This is a genomic window from Pseudomonas sp. HD6422 (assembly GCF_025377065.1).
GTDB classification, from domain to species: domain Bacteria; phylum Pseudomonadota; class Gammaproteobacteria; order Pseudomonadales; family Pseudomonadaceae; genus Aquipseudomonas; species Aquipseudomonas putida_U.
Window position 1 is genome coordinate 108,110 of record NZ_JAHWIW010000009.1, and the last position, 14,945, is coordinate 123,054.

A 14,945-nucleotide genomic window follows, 5' to 3' on the forward strand; every position below is an offset into this window, starting at 1 on the left:
ACACCATGACCACGCGCATTCTCACCGGTATCACCACCACCGGCACTCCGCACCTGGGCAACTACGCCGGGGCCATCCGTCCGGCGATCGTCGCCAGCCAGCAGCCGGGTGCCGACTCGTTCTATTTCCTGGCCGACTACCACGCCCTGATCAAGTGCGACGACCCGCTGCGCATCCAGCGTTCGCGTCTGGAAATCGCTGCTACCTGGCTGGCCGGTGGGCTGGACCCGAACAAGGTGACCTTCTACCGTCAGTCCGATATCCCCGAAATTCCCGAGCTGACCTGGCTGCTCACCTGTGTCGCTGCCAAGGGCCTGCTCAATCGCGCCCATGCCTACAAGGCCTCGGTGGACAAGAACGTGGAAAACGGCGAAGACCCGGACGCCGGTGTGACCATGGGGCTTTTCAGCTACCCCGTGCTGATGGCCGCCGACATCCTGATGTTCAACGCCCACAAGGTGCCGGTTGGCCGTGACCAGATCCAGCACGTCGAGATGGCCCGCGACATCGGCCAGCGCTTCAATCACCTGTTCGGCCAGGGCAAGGATTTCTTCGCCCTGCCTGAGGCGGTGATCGAAGAAAGCGTGGCGACCCTTCCTGGGCTGGACGGCCGCAAGATGTCCAAGAGCTACGACAACACCATCCCGCTGTTCACCAGCGCCAAGGACATGAAAGACGCCATCTCGCGCATCGTCACCGACTCGCGCGCGCCCGGTGAGGCCAAGGATCCGGACAACGCGCACCTGTTCACCCTGTTCCAGGCCTTCTCCACCCCGGCGCAGTGCGCCGAGTTCCGCGACGAGCTATTGCAGGGGTTGGGTTGGGGCGAAGCCAAGCAGCGTCTGTTCCAGCTGCTCGACGGCCAGCTGGCAGAGAAGCGTGAGCACTATCACCAACTCATCTCGCGCCCATCTGACCTGGAGGACATTCTCCTGGCCGGTGCTGCCAAGGCACGCAAGATCGCCACGCCGTTCCTCGAGCAGTTGCGTGAAGCCGTTGGCCTGCGTTCATTCCGCAGTAGCGTGCAGGCCACTGCCGAGGTCAAGAAGAAGGCCACCAAGACTGCGCGGTTCGTCAGCTTCCGCGACGAAGACGGCAGCTTCCGCTTCCGCCTGCTGGGCGCCGATGGCGAGCAATTGCTGCTGTCGCGCAGCTTCGCCGACGGCAAGAGCGCGGGTGCCGTCAGCAAGCAGTTGCAGCAGGGTGGCGAGGCCGATGTGCGGGTCGAGGGGCTTGGTTTCAGTCTGTGGTTGAACGGCGAGCAGGTAGCCGACGGACCGCAGTTCGAGGCCGCCGAGGCCCGTGACGCGGCCATCCAGACCCTACGCGAGGCGCTTGCCCCGCAAGTGGACTGAGGCATATTGACGCAAGTCTGATTGCCATAAGGCGGGCCGGTCGCTACAGTGACGGCCCGTTTTTTGTTGCCTCGCTAACGAATCATGACGCCCCTAGAACGATATCAAGCAGATCTGAAACGTCCCGACTTCTTCCATGACGCGGCGCAGGAAACTGCGGTGCGTCACCTGCAGCGCCTGTACGATGACCTGGTGCACGCGCAGAACAACAAGCCCGGCATGTTCGGCAAGCTGTTCGGCAAGAAGGACCAGACGCCGGTCAAGGGCCTGTACTTCTGGGGTGGGGTGGGTCGTGGCAAGACCTATCTGGTCGATACCTTCTTCGAGGCACTGCCGTTCAAGCAGAAGATGCGGACGCACTTCCACCGCTTCATGAAGCGTGTGCATGAGGAAATGAAGACTCTCAAGGGTGAGAAGAATCCGCTGACCATCATCGCCAAGCGCTTCAGCGAAGAGGCCAAGGTGATCTGCTTCGACGAGTTCTTCGTGTCCGACATCACCGATGCGATGATCCTCGGCACCTTGATGGAGGAGCTGTTCAAGAACGGCGTATCGCTGGTGGCGACCTCCAACATCGTCCCGGACGGCCTTTATAAAGACGGCCTGCAGCGGGCGCGCTTCCTGCCTGCCATCGCCATGATCAAGCAGTACACCGACGTGGTGAACGTCGACAGCGGGGTCGATTATCGCCTGCGTCATCTGGAACAGGCCGAACTGTTCCACCATCCGCTCAACGAGGCGGCGCACCAGAGCATGCGCGCCAGCTTCAAGGCGTTGACCCCGGAGTGCACCCAGGCTGTCGAGAACGACGTGCTGATGATCGAAAATCGTCCGATCACAGCCCTGCGGACCTGCGACGACGTCGCCTGGTTCGACTTCCGTGCCCTGTGCGACGGGCCGCGTAGCCAGAATGACTACATCGAACTGGGCAAGATCTTCCACGCCGTGCTGCTGAGCAACGTCGAGCAGATGGGCGTGACCACCGACGACATTGCCCGCCGGTTCATCAACATGGTGGACGAGTTCTACGACCGCAACGTCAAGCTGATCATCTCGGCCGAGGTCGAACTCAAGGACCTATACACCGGTGGGCGCCTGGCCTTCGAGTTCCAGCGTACCCTGAGCCGCTTGCTGGAGATGCAGTCCCACGAGTTCCTGTCGCGGGCACACAAGCCCTGAAGGGCAGCAACGCAAGCCTCAAGCTGCTGTCATGCCTCCTGCATGAACTGCTGCCGGTACTGGTTGGGTGACAACTCGGTGTGCTGGCGGAACAACCGTGCAAAGAAGCTGGCATCGTCGTAGCCCACTTCGTAGCTGATGGTCTTGATGCTCTTGCGAGTGCTCGACAGCAGGCCCTTGGCCGTTTCGATCCGCAGCCGCTGCAGGTAATGCAGCGGCTTGTCGCCGGTGGCGCCCTGGAAACGGCGCATGAAGTTGCGGATGCTCATGCCATGGTTGCGCGCCACGTCCTCGAAGCGGAACTTGTCGGCGAAGTGCTCCTCCAGCCAGTGCTGAATCTGCAGGATGATCAGATCCTGGTGCAGCTTCTGGCCGCCGAAGCCCATGCGTCCCGGGGTGTAGTTGCGCTGCACTTCGTAGAGGATGTCACGCGACACGGCACGGGCCACGTTGGCGCCGCAGAAGCGTTCGATCAGATAGATGTAAAGGTCGCAGGCCGAGGTGGTGCCGCCGGCGCAATAGAGGTTGTCGGCATCGGTCAGGTGCTTGTCCTGGTTGAGCCGGACTTGTGGGAAGCGTTCGGCGAAACTGCCAAAGAAGCGCCAGTAGGTGGTCGCCTCCTTGCCGTCGAGCAGCCCTGCCTCGGCCAGCCAGAACACTCCGCTGGCCTCGGCGCACAGCACCGCCCCGCGGGCATGCTGCTCACGCAACCAGGGCAGCACTTGCGGATAGCGTTGCAACAGGTTGTCGAAGTCGTCCCAGAAGGCGGGAAGAATGATCACATCGGCATCGTCCAGGGTGCCGTCGACCGGTAGTTGCACATTGCTGAAACTGTCCACCGGTTGCCCATCCGGGCTCACCAGGGCGATCTCGAACATCGGTTGCAGGCCCAGGCCCATTTGCTTGCTGTAGCGCAGGCTGGCCAGGTGGAAGAAATCCTTGGCCTGCATCAGGGTAGAAGCGAATACCTTGTCGATGGCCAGGATGCTGACGCGGCGCAATGACGCCGAGGGTTGGGTAAACATCATTGTCGTTGTTCTTATAGGGTAGAGTGGTCAATCACCGGCTGGATCGTCTTATTTTTTGGCCGGTGTGTCTACCCCGATGGACCGCGTCGCATTCTTCGCGGCGCCGAACCGCCGCGAAGTAGGCGACACTGAACTCAGCTCAAGGCGCCGGGTTCGGCTGGTCCTGGTGAATCGCCTCGATCGCCGCCAGCAACTCGTCGCTGAGGCTCAGGTCCAGGCTCGCCAGGTTGCTGTCCAGTTGTTCCAGGCTGGTGGCGCCGATGATGTTGCTGGTGACGAACGGCTGACGGGTGACGAAGGCCAGGGCCATCTGCGCCGGGTCCAGTCCGTGGTCCTTGGCCAATTGCACATAGCGGCTGCAGGCCGCGACCGTCTGTGGGTTGGAGTAGCGGGCGAAGCGGCTGAACAGGGTCAGGCGGCCGTTTGCCGGGCGAGCGCCGTTTTCGTACTTGCCCGAGAGCATGCCGAAGGCCAGCGGGGAGTACGCCAGCAACCCGCATTGCTCACGGATCGCCACTTCTGCCAGGCCCACCTCGAAGCTGCGGTTGAGCAGGTTGTACGGGTTCTGGATCGACACCGCGCGCGGCCAGCCGCGGCTTTCGGCCAGTTGCAAGAACTTCATGGTGCCCCAGGGGGTTTCGTTGGACAGGCCAATATGGCGGATCTTGCCAGCCCTGACCTGTTCATCCAGCACCTCTAGGGTTTCCTCCAGAGGGGTGAAAAGGTCCTGGGGAAGGTGCTGGTAGCCCAGTTTGCCGAAGAAGTTGGTGCTGCGTTCTGGCCAATGCAATTGGTACAGGTCGATGCGGTCGGTGTGCAGGCGCTCCAGGCTGGCATCCAACGCGGCGACGATGTGCTGGCGGTTGTGCTTGAGCTGGCCGTCGCGAATGTGGCTGATGCCATTGCCCGGACCGGCGACCTTGCTCGCCAGCACCCAGTCGTCGCGGTCGCCTTGCGTGCGGAACCAGTTGCCGATGATGCGCTCGGTGGCAGCATAGGTCTCCGGACGCGGTGGCACCGGGTACATCTCGGCGGTATCGATGAAGTTGATGCCGTGGGCCTTGGCCCGGGAAATCTGCTCGAAGGCCTCATCCTGGGTGTTCTGCTCGCCCCAGGTCATGGTGCCCAGGCACAGGGCGCTGACGTCGAGGTCGGTACGACCGAGCTTGCGGTATTCCATCGGGAAGACTCTCCTGGCAAAGAAGCCCATAAAAGCAGGTTGAAATTTTTCGTGCAATCTGGATAATTCGGCAGCTCTCCGTATGGCGGAAGTGATGCACCGCCATGCAGGAAGAACCCCGTCGAACATTGGCGTGCCCGACCCGAGCCCCCAATAGCGTCAGTGTTCGGCTGCGCGCTTGCCCTTGGCAAGCCGTGCACTATCCAGTAAGATTCGCCGTCTATTTTTCGCTGGGCGGCCTCTGAGGCTTTAGAGAATGAAAACTTTTACTGCTAAACCGGAAACAGTAAAGCGCGAGTGGTTCGTAGTCGACGCCGCTGGCCAGACCCTGGGTCGTCTGGCTACCGAAATCGCTAGCCGTCTGCGTGGCAAGCACAAACCAGAATACACCCCTCACGTTGACACCGGCGACTACATCGTCGTCATCAACGCCGAGCAGGTTCGTGTGACTGGTGCCAAGTCTTCCGACAAGATGTACTACTCCCACTCCGGTTTCCCGGGCGGTATCAAGGAAATCAACTTCGAGAAGTTGATCGCCAAGGCCCCTGAGCGTGTTATCGAAACCGCGGTCAAAGGCATGCTGCCTAAGAACCCGCTGGGTCGCGACATGTACCGTAAGCTGAAAGTGTACGCGGGTGCTGCTCACCCACACACTGCTCAGCAGCCTCAAGAACTGAAGATCTAACGGGATAGTTCATTATGTCGGCGACTCAAAATTACGGCACTGGCCGTCGCAAGACCGCAACCGCTCGCGTTTTCCTGCGTCCGGGTACTGGTAACATCTCCATCAACAACCGTCCTCTGGACACCTTCTTCGGCCGCGAAACCGCTCGCATGGTTGTTCGCCAGCCGCTGGAGCTGACCGAGACCGTTGAGAAGTTCGACATCTACGTCACCGTCGCCGGTGGTGGTGTCAGCGGTCAAGCCGGTGCGATCCGTCACGGTATCACCCGCGCTCTGATGGAATACGACGAAACCCTGCGTGGCGCTCTGCGTCGTGCTGGCTACGTCACCCGCGATGCTCGTGAAGTCGAGCGTAAGAAAGTGGGTCTGCGTAAAGCGCGTAAGCGTCCTCAGTACTCCAAGCGTTAATACCGCTTCGGCAGTCGAGAAAAGCCCGGTTCCTTGGAACCGGGCTTTTTTTTTGGGCTTGAACTAACCTGTCAGCATGTCGGTGACCACTTGTCGCATAGACGCAGATCAAGCAAAGCGCGGGTTGTCGCCCCAGGTCGGGGTAATCACCTTGTCACTGTGTGGATTTGTTTCTTACCATGGCGACCGTTTTTGATGCCACTGACACAACCTAAGTAGAGGCCTGGTTCAACAGGTCAAGCAAGCTGATGGGAGAGGACTGAATGAGCAATGACGGCGTCAACGCAGGCCGGCGCCGCTTCCTCGTAGCCGCGACATCCGTGGTCGGGGCGGCGGGGGCAGTGGGGGCTGCGGTACCGTTCGTGGGGTCATGGTTTCCCAGTGCCAAGGCAAAGGCTGCCGGTGCACCGGTGAAGGTCAACGTCGCCAAGGTCGAACCCGGCCAGCAGATGGTGGCCGAATGGCGCGGCCAACCGGTGTTCATCGTGCGGCGAACCCAGGAAATCCTCGGCAACCTGAAGAAAATCGCCGGTGAGCTCGCCGACCCCGAATCCAAGGCTTCGGTACAACCAAAGTACGTCGACCCCGAGGTGCGCTCGATCAAGCCGGAAATCCTGCTCATCGTCGGCCTGTGTACTCATCTGGGTTGCTCGCCTACGTTCCGTCCCGAGGTGGCGCCTGCCGACCTGGGGCCGAAGTGGGTCGGTGGTTACTTCTGTCCTTGCCATGGTTCCCACTACGACCTCGCGGGGCGCGTCTACAAGTCCCAGCCGGCTCCGCTGAACATGCCGGTGCCGCCGCATTCGTACGAGTCTGACGACATCATCGTCATCGGCGTTGATCAGGAGAACGCATGATGAGCAAGTTCATGGACTGGATCGATGCTCGCTTCCCCGCCACCAAGATGTGGGAAGACCACCTGAGCAAGTACTACGCGCCGAAAAATTTCAACTTCCTGTATTTCTTTGGTTCCCTGGCACTGCTGGTGCTGGTGAACCAGATCGTCACTGGCGTCTGGCTGACCATGAGCTTCACGCCGTCGGCCGAGGAGGCCTTCGCCTCGGTCGAATACATCATGCGCGACGTCGAGTACGGCTGGATCCTGCGCTATCTGCACTCAACCGGCGCTTCGGCGTTCTTCATCGTCGTTTACCTGCACATGTTCCGCGGTCTGCTCTATGGTTCCTACCAGAAGCCGCGCGAGCTGGTCTGGCTGTTCGGCATGTTGATCTACCTGGCGCTGATGGCGGAAGCCTTCATGGGCTACCTGCTGCCGTGGGGCCAGATGTCGTACTGGGGCGCCCAGGTGATCATCTCGCTGTTCGGTGCCATCCCGGTGATCGGTGCTGACCTCACGCAATGGATTCGTGGTGACTACCTGATTTCAGGCATCACCTTGAACCGCTTCTTCGCCTTGCATGTCGTGGCACTGCCGATCGTGATCCTCGGCCTGGTGGTACTGCACATTCTGGCCCTGCACGAAGTGGGGTCGAACAACCCTGATGGTGTAGACATCAAGAAGAAAAAGGATGAAAACGGCATTCCCCTCGACGGTATCCCGTTCCATCCGTACTACACCGTCAAGGATATCGTCGGCGTGGTGGTGTTCCTCTTCGTGTTCTGTGCTGTCGTGTTCTTCTTCCCGGAAATGGGCGGCTACTTCCTCGAGAAGCCTAACTTCGAGCAGGCCAACGCATTCAAGACGCCAGAACACATCGCGCCGGTCTGGTACTTCACACCGTTCTACGCGATCTTGCGCGCCGTGCCTGACAAGCTGATGGGGGTCATCGCCATGGGTGCAGCCATCGCCGTGCTGTTCGTATTGCCCTGGCTCGACCGCAGCCCTGTGCGTTCCATGCGCTACAAGGGCTGGCTGAGCAAGATCTTCCTGCTGGTGTTCTGCGTGGCCTTCGTCATCCTCGGCATCCTGGGCGTGCTGGCGCCAACCCCGGGGCGTACCTTGTTGTCGCAGGTCTGTACGGTGCTGTACTTCGCCTACTTCCTGCTGATGCCGTTCTACACAAGGCTCGAGAAGACCAAACCGGTTCCGGAAAGGGTGACTGGCTGATGAAAAAGTTGATTGCAGTATTACTGCTGGCAGTGATGCCGGCCTTCGCCCTCGCTGCCGAACATGGCCTGGAGCTGGACAAGGTCGATGTCGACCTCACCGACAAGGCGGCCTTGCAGGATGGTGCGCACACCTTCGTCAACTATTGCATGGGCTGCCACAGCGCCAAGTTCCAACGGTACGAGCGGGTCGCCGATGACTTGGGCATCCCGCACGAACTGATGCTGGAAAAGATGGTGTTCACCGGCGCCAAGATCGGCGATCACATGAAGATCGGTATGCAGCCGAGCGATGCCAAGACCTGGTTCGGTGCAGCCCCGCCGGACCTGACCCTGGTGGCGCGGGTGCGCGGCAACGATTGGCTTTACAGCTACCTGCGCAGCTTCTACGAGGACAAGTCGCGGCCTTACGGGGTGAACAACAAGGTCTTCCCCAACGTCGGCATGCCTAACGTGCTGACTGGCCTGCAGGGCAACCAGGTGATCGGTTGCAAGCAGGTGCAGAGCGTGGTCGATGGCAAGAAGCAATTCGACCCGCTAACTGGCACGCCGCTCACCCATGAAGCCTGTGACCAGCTGACCATCACGCCGAATTCCGGTACCCTGACCACCGAGCAGTTCGACGAGAAGGTCAAGAACCTGGTGACCTTCCTGGCCTATTCGGCCAACCCGGTCAAACTGGAAAGTCAGCGCATCGGTACCTACGTGTTGCTGTTCCTGGCTTTCTTCTTCGTATTCGCCTATTTGCTCAAGCGCGAATACTGGAAGGACGTGCACTGATCACGCAGTAGTTCTGGTTAGTTGAACGCGCCCTGGGCGCTGCCGCATTACAGCGCGGCAGCTCCCAGGGCGCGTTTGCATTTGCAGTTTTACAAGCATCCCCATGCGAGGAGCCGTACATGGGCGCGACCAACAGGTTAGCCTGCTATTCCGATCCCGCCGATCACTATTCTCACCGCGTGCGCCTGGTGCTCGCCGAGAAAGGCATCGGCGTGCAGATCATCGATGTCGACCCCGCTCGTTTGCCGCCCAAGCTGCTTGAGGCGAACCCCTATGGTGGCGTGCCGACCCTGGTCGACCGCGACCTGGCGTTGTATGAGTCGACCGTGGTAATGGAGTATCTCGAAGAACGTTACCCGCACCCTCCGTTGATGCCGGTGTATCCGGTGGCACGTGGCAACAGCCGCTTGCTGATCCACCGCATCCAGCGCGACTGGTGCGCGCTGGCGGATATCGTGCTCGACCCGCGCAGCAGCGATGCCGCTCGGGCCGACGCACGCAAAGCGTTGCGCGAGAGTCTGACCGGCGTTTCTCCGGTTTTTGCCGAGTTCTCCTGCTTCATGAGTGAGGAGCAAAGCCTGGTCGACTGTTGTCTATTGCCCATATTATGGCGTTTGCCGGTATTGGGTATCGAGTTGCCGCGGCAAGCCAAGCCGCTGCTGGAATACATGGAGCGGCAGTTCGCCCGCGAGCCTTTCCAGGCGAGCCTGTCCTCCGCAGAGCGTGAAATGCGCAAGTTTTAAGGAGCCGTTGATGAACTCCAGTCGCCCCTATCTGGTTCGAGCACTGTACGAGTGGATCGTCGACAACGATTGCACCCCCCATATGCTGGTCAATGCCGAATACCCGGCGGTCCAGGTGCCACAGGGTTTCGCCAGTGACGGCCAGATCGTCCTGAATATCTCACCCAGTGCCGTGCGTAGCCTGCACATGGACAACGACGCGGTCAGCTTCGAAGGCCGTTTCGGCGGTGTCGCCCATTCGCTTTACGTGCCAGCTGGCGCCATCCTTGGCATCTATGCCCGGGAGAACGGCCAGGGCATGGTGTTCGAGCTCGAGCCGCCGGTCATGGATGATGATGAGCCCGAAGACGAGGGTGTCGAGCCGGATGACGATGGTCCGCCCAATGGTGGCGGGCAGCCTCCGCGTCCCAGTGGCCGACCGAGTCTGAAAGTGGTCAAGTAACAAAAAAGGCGATCCGTTCGGATCGCCTTTTCTTTAGGGCCTGCACCGACGCGTCAGTCGATGTACTCGAACAGCTTGACGATCTTCTGTACGCCCGACACGCCTTGTACCACGGCGGTGGCAGAGTTGGCCTCCTGCTGGGTCACCAGGCCCAACAGGTAGACGATACCGTTTTCGGTGATGACCTTGATGCGCGAGCTGGGCACGGCGCTGTCGGTCAGCATCTGGGTCTTGATCTTGGTGGTCAGCCAGGCGTCGTTGTTGCGCGCCAGGATCGAGGAGGGCTGCATCACCTGCAGTTCGTTGTGGACCTTCTTGACCCGTTGTACCTGGCTGGCGGTCTGCTCGGCCAGGTTCTTCAGATCGGCGCGTGGCGTCTGCCCGGCCAGAAGAACGATACCGTTGTAGCTGCTGACGACGATGTGCGAACCCTTGTCCAGGTCGGGGCTGGCCTTGGCGATGTTCACCGCGGCCTTGGTTTCGATCAGCGAGTCGTCGATCTTGCTACCAATGGTGCGTGTGCCGCGATCATCCTCGATCGGTGAGTTGCGGGTTGAGGTCAGTACCGAGCTGCAGCCGGTAACGCTCAGGCAAAGGGTCAGGGCCATCAGGCCGAGGCGCTTGGGGATCATTCTTCACTCCCGAACAGTTGGCTGTCGATCAGGTCGCATAGGCAGTGGATCGCCAGCAGGTGGACTTCCTGGATGCGTGCGGTCACCGACGAAGGAACGCGGATCTCCACGTCCTCCGGCAGCAACAGCGAGGCCATGCCGCCTCCGTCACGTCCAGTCAAAGCTACGACAATCATTTCGCGATCATGTGCCGCCTGGATCGCTTGAATCACGTTGGCCGAGTTGCCGCTGGTGGAAATCGCCAGCAGCACGTCACCGGGTTGGCCCAGTGCGCGGATCTGCTTGGAGAAGACTTCGTTGTAGCTGTAGTCATTGGCGATCGAGGTCAGCGTCGAGCTGTCGGTGGTCAGCGCGATGGCTGGCAGGCTCGGGCGCTCGCGCTCGAAGCGGTTGAGCAGCTCGGAGGAAAAATGCTGGGCGTCGCCGGCCGAGCCGCCATTGCCGCAGGCGAGCATCTTACCCTCGTTGAGCAGGGCGTTGACCATGACCAGGCTGGCTTGCTCGATGTGCGGTGCCAGGATGTCCATTGCCTGTTGCTTGGTGTCGATGCTGGCTTGGAAGAGCCGGCGAATTCGGGATTGCATGTCCATCTGGTGACCTTAAGTGGGGCGGTGGCCGGCGCGACGCGCAACAGGGACCAGCCCGCGAAACATAGAGCAAAAAAACGGATTGGGTTCAGCATTCGAAGGCGTTCTTCAACCATTGCAGCGGTTGGCCTGCGTGGTGGCTGCCCTGCAGGGCGACAACGTCGAAGCGGCAGGGGTGTTCTGCCCAACGGGGCTCCCTTTGTAGAAACAGGCTGGCGGCATGCACCAGCCTTTTCTGCTTGCGCCCGTCGATACTCCCGAGGGCGCCGCCGAAGCTCGCGTGTAGCCGATAGCGGACTTCGACGAATACTACTGTATCGGCGTCGAGCATGACCAGATCAAGCTCACCGCCTTTGCATCGCCAGTTGCGTGTCAGTAGGCGCAAGCCCTGCTCCTGGAGGAAGCCAAGGGCCTGGTTTTCTGCGCTGTTACCGGCGCTCGCAGGCGATGCCTGCGTCATCAGCGTGGAGTGTCCGGCAGGCGCTTGACTTGGCCGCCGGAGAATTCGGCCCATGGCAGCTGACGCTCGATGCGCTGTGCAGGGTTGATGCTCAGGCTGCCGGACAGGCCCTGGATGCGGTTGTCGGGCAGCGCCTTGAGCTGATCCAGACGGGGGGCCAGGCTGTAGGCATCGACGCCCATGGCGTACAGGCGACCCAGGCTACCGGCGGCTTGCGGCCACTGTTGCACCACCTGCTGGCGCAGGCTGTTGCTGGTGTCGAGCAGCCACGGCGTTTCGCAGAAGCGGATACCGTTCATGTCGTTGTACTGGTTGACGTCACCGCTGGCGCTGTACAGGTTCGAGGTGGCATAGACCGGTACGTCGCCGGCGTACTGGAAATTCAGGGTCGGTTTGATCTGCTGGGCCTGCTGCGGGGTGGCGGCGAGGAACAGGAAGTCGATGTCCTGGCGGCGCGATGGCTGTGCGGAAAGATTGCCGCCCACCGTGCTTTGCAGGCTCTTGGCGCGGGCTTCGCTCTGGCGCAGCTGGAACAGGTCAGCGATCTGCTGGGCCAGCGCTACCGGCTGTGCAATACGTTCGGCGGCGAGCAGGGTGCCGCCGTTGGCTTCCCAGTCCTGGCGGAATGCGGCGAGTACCCGATCGCCCCATTCGCCGCTCGGCACCATGGCCACGGCGCGGACCATGCCGTCGGCGTGGGCGCGGCGAGCTACTTCGCGGGCTTCGTCTTCGGCGGCCAGGCCGAACTGGAACAGTTGCGGCGGGGCCTTCTGGCCGGCGTCGGCATAGTTCAGGGCGAGGGTGGTGATCGGCAGTTGCGGGTAGGCGGCGATCTTCTTCACCAGCGACTTTTCCAGGGGGCCGACGACCAGTTGCACGCCAGCAGCCTGCGCCTGACGGTAGAAGTCATCCAGGGAACCGATGCGCGAGCTGTCGAAGACCTGCACGGTGGGGGCCGGCTGGCCGCTCTGCTGGGCTTGGAAGTGCGCGGCCATGAAGCCGTCACGCAAGGCACGGGCAACATTGGCCAGAGGGCCTTCCTGGGGCAGCAGCAGGGCGATCTTGGTCAGCGGCTGGCTGGCCAGTTCCTTGAGCTTGACCAGTGCCGAGGGCAATTGCTTGGCGGCAGGGTGGTCGGGGTGTTGGGTGCGCCAGGTATCGATGGCGGCCTGTTGCTGCTCCAGGGTGCCGGCGGTTTTCACCGCCAGTGCCAGGCTGGTCCAGCCGGCCAGGGTGGCGTCATTGGTGGGTTGTTGCAGTTGCTCGGCTGGCAGCGAGGCCACCAGGGCCCAGATAGAGTCGGCGTTGGCGTCGGCCGCCTGGCCGCTGAGCAGCGGTGCGAGCAGCACGCGCTGCTGGGCGGCGGCCAGGGTCTGGCCGTCGGCTTCGAGGGCGGCGGCATGAACGTTGTAGGTGCGTGCCTGCTGTGCCTCGGGGAGTTCGGCGAGACGTGCCAGGCTTGGGTGCGACAGCGCGCTCAGTGCTGCCTTGGGCTGGTTGCGGCTCATGGCCAGTTCGGCCGCCAGGGTGCTGGCGAACACCTGTTGGGCCGGCTTGAGGCTGTCCAGCGGTACCTGCTGGAGAATACCTGCCGAGCGCGGGTAGTCCTTCTGCTTGTAGGCAAGGTCCGCGGCGCTCAGGCGCAGCAGCGCAGCATCCTCGGGCGACTTGCTGTTGGCCGCCTTGTCGAGCAGCTGTTCGATGCTGGCATCCGGGGTGCGTGGCAGTTCGCCCAGGCTGGATGAGGGCGAGCTGGCGCAGGCTGCGAGCAGGGCAGCGAAGCAGAGGGCTGTGAACAGCCGCAGGCAAGCGATCATGTAAAAGTCCTGTTACTCGATCAAGTTGGCCGGCAATTGTACCCAAGCCGGGGCCCGGGCGCGATCTTGGCGGCGTCGAACCTTCACTATAGGTGGCTGAAAACGGGATGCTCGCCAAGTTCTTTGCGCGCTGTGACAAGCGCTCGGGCTACAATGACGCCTTTGATCCGAAAGGCAGGTGCGTGCAGTGACTGATGTGGCAGGGGCTTCGAAATCCGTGATGGGGACGCTGTACGTGGTCGCGACCCCGATCGGCAATCTCGACGACATGAGCGCCCGCGCGCTGAAGGTGCTGGGAGGCGTGGCGTTGATCGCCGCCGAGGACACCCGGCACTCCATCCGTCTGCTGCAGCACTTCGGTATCGACACGCCACTGGCGGCCTGTCATGAGCACAACGAGCGCGACGAAGGCGGGCGTTTCATCACCAAGCTGCTGGCCGGAGAGGATGTGGCACTGGTCTCCGATGCCGGTACGCCGCTGATTTCCGATCCCGGTTACCACCTGGTGCGTCAGGCTCGGGCGGCCGGGGTCAACGTGGTTCCGGTGCCGGGAGCGTGCGCGCTGATCGCCGCCCTGTCGGCGGCCGGCCTGCCGTCGGATCGTTTCATCTTCGAAGGGTTTCTGCCAGCCAAGGCGGTCGGGCGTCGTGCTCGCCTGGAACAAGTCAAGGAAGAGGCGCGTACGCTCATTTTCTACGAGGCGCCCCATCGCATCCTCGAGTGCCTCGAGGACATGGAGGCGGTATTCGGCGGCGAGCGTCCGGCGCTACTGGCCCGTGAACTGACGAAGACCTTCGAGACGCTCAAAGGGCTGCCGCTGGCCGAGTTGCGCGCCTTCGTCGCGGGCGACAGTAATCAGCAGCGGGGAGAGTGCGTGGTGCTGGTCGGTGGCTGGACGCCGCCTGAGGCTGAGCAGGCCATCAGTGGCGAGGCCATGCGTGTGCTGGATCTGTTGCTGGCCGAGTTGCCACTCAAGCGCGCAGCTGCACTGGCCGCGGAAATCACCGGTGTGCGCAAGAACCTGCTGTACCAGGCGGCCCTCGAAAAACAGAAAAGCCAATGAAGGTGTAACGGTATCGCTTGTTCTTGGGCGTGCCTGCCGGTAACCTTGTCGGCGGAGAGTCGATCGGACAGTCGCTGCCTGCTTTTGTTCCGCAACTTTTGTTGTGTAGCAGCAGGGGGAGGAAAGTCCGGGCTCCATAGGGCAGAGTGCCAGGTAACGCCTGGGAGGCGCGAGCCTACGGAAAGTGCCACAGAAAATAACCGCCTAAGCACTTCGGTGCCGGTAAGGGTGAAAAGGTGCGGTAAGAGCGCACCGCACGTCTGGCAACAGTTCGTGGCTAGGTAAACCCCACTCGGAGCAAGACCAAATAGGGTTCCATCAGGCGTGGCCCGCGTCGGAACCGGGTAGGTTGCTAGAGGCGTCCAGTGATGGCCGTCGTAGAGGAATGACTGTCCTCGACAAAACCCGGCTTACAGATCGACTCTCCACCTTCCCCCTCCTGCTTGAATCGATAGCAGAAGCCTCCTGGTAATACCGAAAAGATCTTACTCTTGATAAATCACTTTAACTTTGAACTCGA

The 14,945-nt window shown here is 61.5% G+C and carries 16 protein-coding genes and 1 other RNA gene; 11 read left to right on the top strand and 6 right to left on the bottom strand.

Annotation, left to right across the window (positions count from 1 at the left end):
* The first annotated feature begins 5 nt into the window (after window positions 1-5).
* Both KY379_RS08625 and zapE read left to right on the top strand, forming a co-directional pair.
* Entirely contained in the window at window positions 6-1,355 is a 1,350-nt protein-coding gene (locus KY379_RS08625; RefSeq protein WP_261239614.1) for a tryptophan--tRNA ligase, read from the top strand.
* A gap of 84 nt (window positions 1,356-1,439) precedes the next feature.
* On the top strand, window positions 1,440-2,534 hold the full coding sequence (zapE, locus tag KY379_RS08630; protein ID WP_133329807.1) for a cell division protein ZapE: 1,095 nt from the start codon (window positions 1,440-1,442) through the stop codon (window positions 2,532-2,534).
* Window positions 2,535-2,563: 29 nt separating this feature from the next.
* On the opposite strand, the gene KY379_RS08635 is transcribed toward zapE, so the two are convergent.
* A complete protein-coding gene (locus KY379_RS08635) occupies window positions 2,564-3,460 on the bottom strand; it encodes a GlxA family transcriptional regulator (protein WP_165976082.1) in 897 nt (298 codons plus the stop codon).
* A 241-nt stretch (window positions 3,461-3,701) separates the two neighbouring features.
* The gene (locus tag KY379_RS08640; protein ID WP_133329809.1) at window positions 3,702-4,742 is read right to left on the bottom strand and encodes an NADP(H)-dependent aldo-keto reductase; all 1,041 of its coding nucleotides are present in this window, start codon (window positions 4,740-4,742) and stop codon (window positions 3,702-3,704) included.
* Between the two features lie 256 nt (window positions 4,743-4,998).
* Here KY379_RS08640 and rplM point away from each other — a divergent pair, with 256 nt between their 5' ends.
* The 7 genes from rplM (at window position 4,999) to KY379_RS08675 (ending at window position 9,866) form a co-directional block, all read left to right on the top strand.
* A complete protein-coding gene (gene rplM, locus KY379_RS08645) occupies window positions 4,999-5,427 on the top strand; it encodes a 50S ribosomal protein L13 (protein WP_003260798.1) in 429 nt (142 codons plus the stop codon).
* A 14-nt stretch (window positions 5,428-5,441) separates the two neighbouring features.
* Window positions 5,442-5,834, top strand: a complete 393-nt coding sequence (gene rpsI, locus KY379_RS08650; RefSeq protein ID WP_054893989.1) for a 30S ribosomal protein S9 — start codon at window positions 5,442-5,444, stop codon at window positions 5,832-5,834.
* Window positions 5,835-6,097: 263 nt separating this feature from the next.
* Window positions 6,098-6,691 carry a ubiquinol-cytochrome c reductase iron-sulfur subunit gene (gene petA / locus KY379_RS08655; protein WP_133329811.1) on the top strand — a complete coding sequence of 198 codons (594 nt, stop codon included), beginning with the start codon at window positions 6,098-6,100 and terminating at the stop codon, window positions 6,689-6,691.
* The gene (locus KY379_RS08660) at window positions 6,691-7,902 is read left to right on the top strand and encodes a cytochrome b (RefSeq protein WP_133329813.1); all 1,212 of its coding nucleotides are present in this window, start codon (window positions 6,691-6,693) and stop codon (window positions 7,900-7,902) included. Before petA ends, KY379_RS08660 begins: the two co-directional genes overlap by 1 nt.
* Entirely contained in the window at window positions 7,902-8,681 is a 780-nt protein-coding gene (locus KY379_RS08665; protein WP_261239611.1) for a cytochrome c1, read from the top strand. Before KY379_RS08660 ends, KY379_RS08665 begins: the two co-directional genes overlap by 1 nt.
* A 119-nt stretch (window positions 8,682-8,800) precedes the next feature.
* Window positions 8,801-9,424, top strand: coding sequence for a glutathione S-transferase N-terminal domain-containing protein (locus tag KY379_RS08670; RefSeq protein ID WP_133329817.1), 624 nt, complete (start codon window positions 8,801-8,803; stop codon window positions 9,422-9,424).
* A gap of 10 nt (window positions 9,425-9,434) precedes the next feature.
* Complete coding sequence (locus tag KY379_RS08675; protein WP_133329819.1) at window positions 9,435-9,866, top strand: ClpXP protease specificity-enhancing factor; 432 nt, start codon at window positions 9,435-9,437, stop codon at window positions 9,864-9,866.
* 53 nt (window positions 9,867-9,919) lie between these two features.
* Here the strand turns inward: KY379_RS08675 and KY379_RS08680 are convergent, their stop codons facing one another.
* The 4 genes from KY379_RS08680 to KY379_RS08695 all read right to left on the bottom strand — a co-directional run bounded on the left by KY379_RS08680 (window position 9,920) and on the right by KY379_RS08695 (window position 13,362).
* Window positions 9,920-10,498, bottom strand: a complete 579-nt coding sequence (locus tag KY379_RS08680) for a BON domain-containing protein (RefSeq protein WP_133329821.1) — start codon at window positions 10,496-10,498, stop codon at window positions 9,920-9,922.
* A complete protein-coding gene (locus KY379_RS08685) occupies window positions 10,495-11,088 on the bottom strand; it encodes a phosphoheptose isomerase (protein WP_133329823.1) in 594 nt (197 codons plus the stop codon). Before KY379_RS08685 ends, KY379_RS08680 begins: the two co-directional genes overlap by 4 nt.
* A gap of 85 nt (window positions 11,089-11,173) precedes the next feature.
* Entirely contained in the window at window positions 11,174-11,545 is a 372-nt protein-coding gene (locus KY379_RS08690; protein ID WP_261239610.1) for a YraN family protein, read from the bottom strand.
* Window positions 11,545-13,362, bottom strand: a complete 1,818-nt coding sequence (locus KY379_RS08695; protein WP_261239609.1) for a penicillin-binding protein activator — start codon at window positions 13,360-13,362, stop codon at window positions 11,545-11,547. The genes KY379_RS08690 and KY379_RS08695 overlap by 1 nt, the downstream gene beginning before the upstream one ends.
* 220 nt (window positions 13,363-13,582) lie before the next feature.
* Here KY379_RS08695 and rsmI point away from each other — a divergent pair, with 220 nt between their 5' ends.
* Both rsmI and rnpB read left to right on the top strand, forming a co-directional pair.
* Window positions 13,583-14,425, top strand: coding sequence for a 16S rRNA (cytidine(1402)-2'-O)-methyltransferase (gene rsmI, locus KY379_RS08700; protein ID WP_165976083.1), 843 nt, complete (start codon window positions 13,583-13,585; stop codon window positions 14,423-14,425).
* A gap of 55 nt (window positions 14,426-14,480) precedes the next feature.
* An RNA gene (gene rnpB / locus KY379_RS08705) (RNase P RNA component class A) lies at window positions 14,481-14,854 on the top strand.
* Window positions 14,855-14,945 lie beyond the last annotated feature (91 nt).

Coding starts and splice junctions, on each gene's coding strand:
- KY379_RS08625 (WP_261239614.1), top strand. CDS start 6: ATGACCACGCGCATTCTCACCGGTATCACCACCACCGGCACTCCGCAC.
- zapE (WP_133329807.1), top strand. CDS start 1,440: ATGACGCCCCTAGAACGATATCAAGCAGATCTGAAACGTCCCGACTTC.
- KY379_RS08640 (WP_133329809.1), bottom strand. CDS start 4,742: ATGGAATACCGCAAGCTCGGTCGTACCGACCTCGACGTCAGCGCCCTG.
- rplM (WP_003260798.1), top strand. CDS start 4,999: ATGAAAACTTTTACTGCTAAACCGGAAACAGTAAAGCGCGAGTGGTTC.
- rpsI (WP_054893989.1), top strand. CDS start 5,442: ATGTCGGCGACTCAAAATTACGGCACTGGCCGTCGCAAGACCGCAACC.
- petA (WP_133329811.1), top strand. CDS start 6,098: ATGAGCAATGACGGCGTCAACGCAGGCCGGCGCCGCTTCCTCGTAGCC.
- KY379_RS08660 (WP_133329813.1), top strand. CDS start 6,691: ATGAGCAAGTTCATGGACTGGATCGATGCTCGCTTCCCCGCCACCAAG.
- KY379_RS08665 (WP_261239611.1), top strand. CDS start 7,902: ATGAAAAAGTTGATTGCAGTATTACTGCTGGCAGTGATGCCGGCCTTC.
- KY379_RS08670 (WP_133329817.1), top strand. CDS start 8,801: ATGGGCGCGACCAACAGGTTAGCCTGCTATTCCGATCCCGCCGATCAC.
- KY379_RS08675 (WP_133329819.1), top strand. CDS start 9,435: ATGAACTCCAGTCGCCCCTATCTGGTTCGAGCACTGTACGAGTGGATC.
- KY379_RS08680 (WP_133329821.1), bottom strand. CDS start 10,498: ATGATCCCCAAGCGCCTCGGCCTGATGGCCCTGACCCTTTGCCTGAGC.
- KY379_RS08685 (WP_133329823.1), bottom strand. CDS start 11,088: ATGGACATGCAATCCCGAATTCGCCGGCTCTTCCAAGCCAGCATCGAC.
- KY379_RS08690 (WP_261239610.1), bottom strand. CDS start 11,545: ATGACGCAGGCATCGCCTGCGAGCGCCGGTAACAGCGCAGAAAACCAG.
- KY379_RS08695 (WP_261239609.1), bottom strand. CDS start 13,362: ATGATCGCTTGCCTGCGGCTGTTCACAGCCCTCTGCTTCGCTGCCCTG.
- rsmI (WP_165976083.1), top strand. CDS start 13,583: ATGGGGACGCTGTACGTGGTCGCGACCCCGATCGGCAATCTCGACGAC.